This window comes from Gemmobacter sp. LW-1, assembly GCF_001303875.1.
Classification (GTDB): domain Bacteria; phylum Pseudomonadota; class Alphaproteobacteria; order Rhodobacterales; family Rhodobacteraceae; genus Gemmobacter; species Gemmobacter caeni.
This window is the reverse complement of sequence record NZ_LJSC01000015.1, coordinates 24,405-31,086: the sequence shown is the minus strand read 5'-3', so window position 1 is coordinate 31,086 and position 6,682 is coordinate 24,405. Positions and strand designations below refer to the sequence as shown.

Here is a 6,682-nt window from a genome sequence, read left to right as displayed (position 1 = left end):
CGCGCGGCGGGTGAGGGTCGGCGTGGTCGCTTCTGCGGTCATGTCACTCTCTCCTGTGTTGCAAGGCCTCAGCCTAACCCGGACCGCAGGATTCACCGCTTCACGGCTGCGTTATTCCCACCACGGATCGACCACGGCGATGTCATCATCCGACCAGCCGAAGTGATGGGCGAATTCATGGATCGTCACATGCGTCACCAGCTCGCCCAGCGAGACATCGCCACGTTCCAGCCATTCATCCAGAATGGGGCGGCGGAACAGCCAGATCACATCCGGCCCCGCCGGCTGGTCGCTGACAGATTTCTCGGTCAGGGGAATGCCCTCGTAAAGCCCGGTCAGTTCGAACGGATCGGCGATGTTCATGGCATCAAGGATATCGTCGGGCGGGAAATCCTCGACCCGCAGCAGGACCATGGTCGCGGCCTTGCGAAAGGGTTCGGGCAGGCTCATCACGGCCTCATGGGCCAGTTGTTCGATCAGGGCGAGGTCGGGGGCGATGGTGTTGGCGCTGGCATGGGTCATGGCGTGGCAGCATACCCGCCCCCCCGCCTGCGCGATATGGACAAATGCGTGCCCGCATGCGAAAGGGCGCGGGTTGCAGGAGGCACAAAATGACCACCGTTACCCGCTTCGCGCCCTCGCCCACCGGCTATATCCATGTCGGCAATCTGCGCACCGCGCTGATGAACTATCTGATCGCCCGCAAGACCGGCGGCCAGTTCATCCTCAGGCTGGATGACACCGACCAGGAACGCTCGAAGCAGGAATACGCTGATGCGATCATGGCCGATCTGGAATGGCTGGGCCTGCATTGGGACCGGGTGGAACGTCAGTCGCTGCGGCTGGAGCGTTACCGCGCCGAGGCGGAAACGCTGAAGGCGAAGGGCCGGTTCTATGAATGTTTCGAAAGCCCGACCGAGCTGGACCTGAAGCGCAAGAAGCTGCTGAACATGGGCAAGCCACCGGTCTATGACCGCGCGTCCTACCGGCTGTCGGACGACGAGAAGGCGAAGTTCCGCACCGAAGGGCGCGATGGTTACTGGCGCTTCCTGCTGGATCAGGAGCGGATCGAATGGACCGACGGTATCCTTGGCCCAATCTCGATCGACGCAGCCAGCGTGTCTGACCCGGTGCTGATCCGTGCCGATGGACAGGTGCTTTATACCTTCGCTTCGTCGGTTGATGACATCGACATGGGCGTGACCCATATCGTGCGCGGCGCCGACCATGTGACCAATACCGCGACGCAGATCCAGATCATGCAGGCCATGGGCGGCACGCCCCCGGCCTTCGCCCACCATTCGCTGCTGACCGGCGCCAAGGGCGAGGAACTGTCGAAGCGCCTTGGCACGCTGTCCCTGCGCGACCTGCGCGCACGGGGGGTGGAGCCGCTGGCGCTGCTGTCGCTGATGGCGCGGCTGGGATCGTCGAAGCCCGTGGTTCTGGCAGGCTCGCTGGACGAGATCGCAGAAGGCTTCGATGTCGAGAGCTTCGGCTCCGCGCCCACCAAATTCGACGCGGAAGACCTGTTCCCGCTGACCCGCGCCCATGTGCAGGCGCTGCCGCTGGATGTGGTGGCGGATCGCATCCGCGCGCTGGGCGTGCCGGAGGACAAGCTGGATGCCTTCTGGCGCGTGGCCAAGGACAATATCACCGTACTGGACGATCTGGCCGGCTGGTGGGAGCTGTTCCGCGACGGCGCCGAGCCGCTGGTCGAGGACGAGGACCGCGATTTCGTGGCGCAGGCGCTGACCCTGCTGCCGGCGCAGCCCTGGACCGAAACCACCTGGTCGGAATGGACCTCCGCGGTGAAAGAGGCCACCGGCCGCAAGGGCAAGGGGCTGTTCATGCCGCTGCGCAAGGCGCTGACCGGGCGGGCCAACGGGCCGGAAATGGCGGATGTGATGCCGCTGTTGCAGAAGGCGCCGCGCGCGCTTTGAAGTGCGAAAAGGCCGCCAACGGGGCGGCCTTTTTCATTCCGGAACAGCCAAATATGGCAGATCTGCAAGCACGAGATCAATTCGTGTGGAATCTCTCCGCCTTATTGTTCGAAAAGTGCAAGCCCTTGCAGAACACGCGGAATTGTGCCGTCCACGCAGACTCCGGGCTTTCGCCGGTCGGGTGCTGTCTTTATATGAAGGCGCCCGCGCCGGAAACGGCCTGAGTCGCGGGCTGATCCGTTTTTGCTCATCGAAGGACGCAGTCCAGCATGTCACTCACCGGCCTCTTTTCGTCGGATATGGCGATCGACCTCGGCACCGCGAATACGCTTGTCTATATCCGGGGCAAGGGCATCGTGCTGAACGAACCCTCGGTGGTGGCGTACCATGTGAAGGACGGCAAGAAGCAGGTTCTCGCCGTGGGCGAGGATGCCAAGCTGATGCTGGGCCGGACGCCGGGCAGCATCGAGGCCATCCGCCCGATGCGCGACGGCGTGATTGCCGATTTCGACAGCGCGGAGGAAATGATCAAGCATTTCATCCGCAAGGTTCACAAGCGCACGACCTTCGCCAAACCGAAGATCATCGTCTGCGTGCCGCATGGCGCGACCCCGGTGGAAAAGCGCGCGATCCGCAATTCGGTGCTGCAAGCCGGTGCGCGCCGCGCGGGCCTGATCGCCGAGCCCATCGCGGCGGCGATCGGCGCGGGGATGCCGATCACCGAACCGACCGGCAGCATGGTGGTCGACATCGGCGGCGGCACGACCGAAGTGGCCGTTCTGTCGCTGGGTGACATCGTTTATGCGCGTTCCGTCCGTGTGGGCGGCGACCGGATGGACGAGGCGATCATCAGCTACCTGCGCCGTCATCAGAACCTGCTGATCGGCGAAAGCACGGCGGAGCGCATCAAGACCTCGATCGGCACGGCGCGGATGCCCGATGACGGGCGCGGCGCCTCGATGCAGATCCGCGGCCGCGACCTGCTGAATGGCGTGCCGAAAGAAACCGAGATCAACCAGGCCCAGGTGGCCGAGGCGTTGGCCGAACCCGTGCAGCAGATCTGCGACGCGGTGATGCAGGCGCTGGAAACCACCCCGCCCGATCTGGCGGCCGATATCGTGGATCGCGGCGTGATGCTGACCGGCGGTGGTGCGCTGCTGGGCGATCTGGATCTGGCGCTGCGCGAACAGACCGGCCTGTCGATTTCCGTCGCCAATGAATCGCTCAACTGTGTAGCGCTTGGCACCGGCAAGGCGCTGGAGTACGAAAAACAACTGCGGCACGTCATCGACTACGATAGCTGAGCCGCAGGACACAGCGCATCGCAAAGGGGCCGCGCGTGGCAAAGAACCGGACCAACCCGGAGGATTTTGCCCGCCCGATCAGGCGCATCCTGATCGGCGCGCTGGTGGTGCTTTTGCTGGCGCTGTTCCTGCTGTGGCGCATCGACAGCCCGCGCGTGGAACGCTTCCGCACTGCCTTGGTGGATCGCACGGTGCCCAGTTTCGACTGGGTGATGCTGCCGGTGACCAAAGCGGTGCAGATGGTGCAGGGTTTCCAGTCCTACACCAAGCTTTACGAGCAAAATCAGGAACTTCGGCAGGAACTGAAGCAGATGCGCGGCTGGAAAGAGGCCGCGCTGCGGCTGGAACAGCAGAATGCGAAGCTTCTGGACCTCAATCAGGTGCGGCTGGACCCGAAGCTGACGCATATCACCGGCGTGGTGCTGGCCGACAGCGGCAGCCCGTTCCGGCAATCCGTGCTGATCAACGTGGGCGAGCGGGACGGCGTGCGGGACGGCTGGGCCGCGATGGACGGCATCGGGCTTGTCGGGCGCATATCGGGCGTGGGCAGGCGCAGCGCACGGGTGATCCTGCTGACCGATTCCAGTTCGCGCATTCCGGTGGTGGTGGAGCCGTCGGGACAGAAGGCGCTTCTGTCGGGCGACAACTCCTCTGCCCCGCCGCTCGAATTTGTGGAAAAGGCCGATCTGGTGCGCCCCGGTGACCGGGTGGTGACCTCGGGCGATGGCGGGGTTTTCCCGGCGGGTCTGCTGGTCGGGTCGGTCGCGCAGGGGCCGGACCGGCGGCTGCGCGCCCTGCTGGCCGCCGATTACGAGCGGCTGGATTTCCTGCGCGTGCTGCGCAGCCACGACCTTGAGGCGATCACCGATCCCGGTGGTCTGGTGGCCGAGCCGGTGACGCCCGGCGAGATCGGCCCCCCGCCCCCTGCCGAGGGGGAGGACAGCAATGGCTGATCCGCTGCGCCGCGACGTGCTGATGCATCGCGGGATCTTCGTGGCGGTGGCGCTGTTCCTGATCTTCCTGCGCCTGCTGCCCCTTGGGTCCGAGGCGGGCCGCCTGCCCGGCCCCGATCTTCTGCTGTGCCTGATCCTCGCCTGGGTGCAGCGCCGCCCCGATTACATGCCCGCCCTGCTGATCGTAGCGGTCGTGCTGACCGAGGACATGCTGCTGCTGCGGCCGCCGGGGCTGTGGACCGCCCTGGTGCTGGTCGGGTCGGAAATCCTGCGGTCCCGCATCGCACTGACCCGTGAATTGAGTTTTGCGACGGAATGGATTTTCATCGGCCTGCTGATGTTCGGCATGTTTCTGGGCTATCATCTGGTCTTTGCGGTAACCCTGCTGCCGCAGGCGGGCTTTGGCTATGCCATGACGCAGGCGGTGGCGACGGTGCTTGCCTATCCCGTGGTCGTCTGGCTGTCGCATGTCACACTGCGGGTTCACAAGCCGGGGATGGGCGAGGTCGATTCGATGGGACGGCGGCTATGAAACGGACGCAACGCGATACCGAAGATTCCGTGCGGGGCGTGCGTCGGCGCGCCTTCCTGATGGGCGGCGCCATGACCGCCTTCGTCGCCGTTCTGGGCGCGCGGATGCGGTATCTACAGGTCGACCAGGCCGAGGAATTTCGCCTGCTGGCCGAGGAGAACCGGGTCAACATCCGGCTGATCCCGCCCGCGCGCGGTCAGATCTTCGACCGCAACGGCCGCCTGATCGCCGGAAACGAACAGAATTACCGCGTCGTCATCACCCGCGAAGATGCAGGCGATGTGGAAATGGTGCTGAAGCGGCTTGCCTCCATCGTGGCCCTGCCGCCCGCCGACATCGAAAAGACCCTGAAGGAGGTGGAGCGCCGGTCTCCCTTCGTGCCGATCATCGTGGCTGACCGGCTGAGCTGGGAAGATTTCTCGAAAATCGCCATCAACTCGCCCTCGCTGCCCGGCGTCACGCCCGAAGTCGGCCTCAGCCGTGTCTATCCGCTGGATCAGGATTTCGCGCATGTGGTGGGTTATGTCGGCCCGGTGTCCGAGCGGGATCTGGAGCGGATCGAGAACCCGGACCCTGTGCTTCAGCTGCCGAAATTCCAGATCGGCAAGGTCGGGGTGGAACGCTGGACCGAGGCGGAGTTGCGCGGGCGGGCCGGGCAGAAACGGATCGAGGTGAATTCCGTCGGCCGGGTGATGCGCGAGCTGGAGCGGCTGGAGGGCGACCCCGGCGATGACTTGCGTCTGACCATTGACGCCGAGGCGCAGAATTTTGCGCAGGCACGGCTGGGCGATGAAAGCGCCGCCATGGTGGCCATCGACGTGCAGACCGGCGATCTTCTGGCCTGTGTCTCGGCGCCGTCCTTCGACCCAAACCTTTTCGTACGCGGGATCAGCCAGAAGGATTATTCGGTCCTGCTGGAAAACGACCATCGCCCGCTGGCCGACAAGACCGTGCAGGGCGCCTATCCGCCCGGATCGACCTTCAAGATGGTCACCGCGCTGGCGGCGCTGGAAGCGGGTGTGATCACACCCCAGACGGGTGTCTACTGCCCCGGCCATTACGAGGTCGGCAGCCGCCGGTTCCACTGCTGGAAACGCTCGGGCCACGGCACCGTTTCACTGCATTCTGCCCTTGCTGAAAGCTGTGACGTCTACTTCTATGACATCGCGCAGAAGGTCGGCATCGACAAGATCGCCGAGATGGGCCGCAAGCTGGGTCTTGGCATACGACACGATCTGCCCATGTCCGCCATCACCGAAGGGGTGATGCCCGACAAGGCCTGGAAGCAGGAACGCTACAAGCAGGACTGGCGCATCGGTGACACGATCAACGCCTCTATCGGTCAGGGCTATGTGCTGACCTCGCCGCTGCAACTTGCGGTGATGACGGCGCGCATCGCCAGCGGCCGGGCCATCCAGCCACGGCTGGTGCGGATGATCGGCACGCAGGAAGTGCCCCTGCCCGAAGCGCCGCCACTCGATCTGAGCAGCCAGCACCTCGCTTCAGTCCGGCGCGGGATGTATGAGGTGATGAACGGCGCCCATGGCACGGCCAAGGGCTCCCGCATTGCGGATGAAACCCTGCTGATGGCGGGCAAGACCGGCACGGCGCAGGTGCGCAACATCTCGACGCAGGAACGTGCCTCGGGCGTGGTGCGCAACGATCAGTTGCCATGGAACCGGCGCGACCATGCGCTGTTCGTCTGCTACGCCCCCTTCGAAAACCCGCGTGTCGCGGTTTCGGTGGTGGTTGAACATGGCGGTGGCGGGTCGGCTGTGGCCGCGCCCATTGCCCGCGACCTGCTGCTTTTCTGCCTGACCGGCGGCATCCCGCCGCTGAGCGCCTATCCCGCCTCGCAGCGCGGCACGATCGAATCGCGCTTCAACGACATGAAGCTGCGCGATTTCGGCGCCGACAGCACCACGCGGTCGCGGGCCTGAGGCGGAGAGACCG

The 6,682-nt window shown here is 64.9% G+C and carries 6 protein-coding genes; 5 read left to right on the top strand and 1 reads right to left on the bottom strand.

Annotated features, from left to right (window positions below; genetic code table 11):
* Positions 1-111: 111 nt before the first annotated feature.
* Entirely contained in the window at positions 112-522 is a 411-nt protein-coding gene (locus tag AO684_RS02315; protein ID WP_054301134.1) for a metallopeptidase family protein, read from the bottom strand.
* A gap of 89 nt (positions 523-611) precedes the next feature.
* Between AO684_RS02315 and gltX the strand changes: the two genes are divergently transcribed.
* From gltX to mrdA, 5 genes are all read left to right on the top strand, one after another.
* Positions 612-1,940: a glutamate--tRNA ligase gene (gene gltX, locus AO684_RS02310; protein ID WP_054301133.1), complete on the top strand. Its 1,329-nt coding sequence runs from the start codon at positions 612-614 to the stop codon at positions 1,938-1,940.
* A 269-nt stretch (positions 1,941-2,209) separates the two neighbouring features.
* Positions 2,210-3,244 (top strand): rod shape-determining protein, encoded by a 1,035-nt coding sequence (locus tag AO684_RS02305; protein ID WP_054301132.1) that lies wholly within the window; start codon positions 2,210-2,212, stop codon positions 3,242-3,244.
* Between the two features lie 35 nt (positions 3,245-3,279).
* Entirely contained in the window at positions 3,280-4,197 is a 918-nt protein-coding gene (gene mreC, locus AO684_RS02300) for a rod shape-determining protein MreC (RefSeq protein WP_054301131.1), read from the top strand.
* Complete coding sequence (locus AO684_RS02295) at positions 4,190-4,729, top strand: hypothetical protein (protein WP_054301130.1); 540 nt, start codon at positions 4,190-4,192, stop codon at positions 4,727-4,729. Before mreC ends, AO684_RS02295 begins: the two co-directional genes overlap by 8 nt.
* Positions 4,726-6,669: a penicillin-binding protein 2 gene (gene mrdA, locus AO684_RS02290; protein ID WP_054301129.1), complete on the top strand. Its 1,944-nt coding sequence runs from the start codon at positions 4,726-4,728 to the stop codon at positions 6,667-6,669. Before AO684_RS02295 ends, mrdA begins: the two co-directional genes overlap by 4 nt.
* Positions 6,670-6,682: the final 13 nt, after the last annotated feature.

Bases quoted from the DNA above. Each gene is read 5' to 3' on its own strand.
- AO684_RS02305 (WP_054301132.1), top strand. From the start codon at position 2,210: ATGTCACTCACCGGCCTCTTTTCGTCGGATATGGCGATCGACCTCGGC.
- gltX (WP_054301133.1), top strand. From the start codon at position 612: ATGACCACCGTTACCCGCTTCGCGCCCTCGCCCACCGGCTATATCCAT.
- mrdA (WP_054301129.1), top strand. From the start codon at position 4,726: ATGAAACGGACGCAACGCGATACCGAAGATTCCGTGCGGGGCGTGCGT.
- AO684_RS02315 (WP_054301134.1), bottom strand. From the start codon at position 522: ATGACCCATGCCAGCGCCAACACCATCGCCCCCGACCTCGCCCTGATC.
- AO684_RS02295 (WP_054301130.1), top strand. From the start codon at position 4,190: ATGGCTGATCCGCTGCGCCGCGACGTGCTGATGCATCGCGGGATCTTC.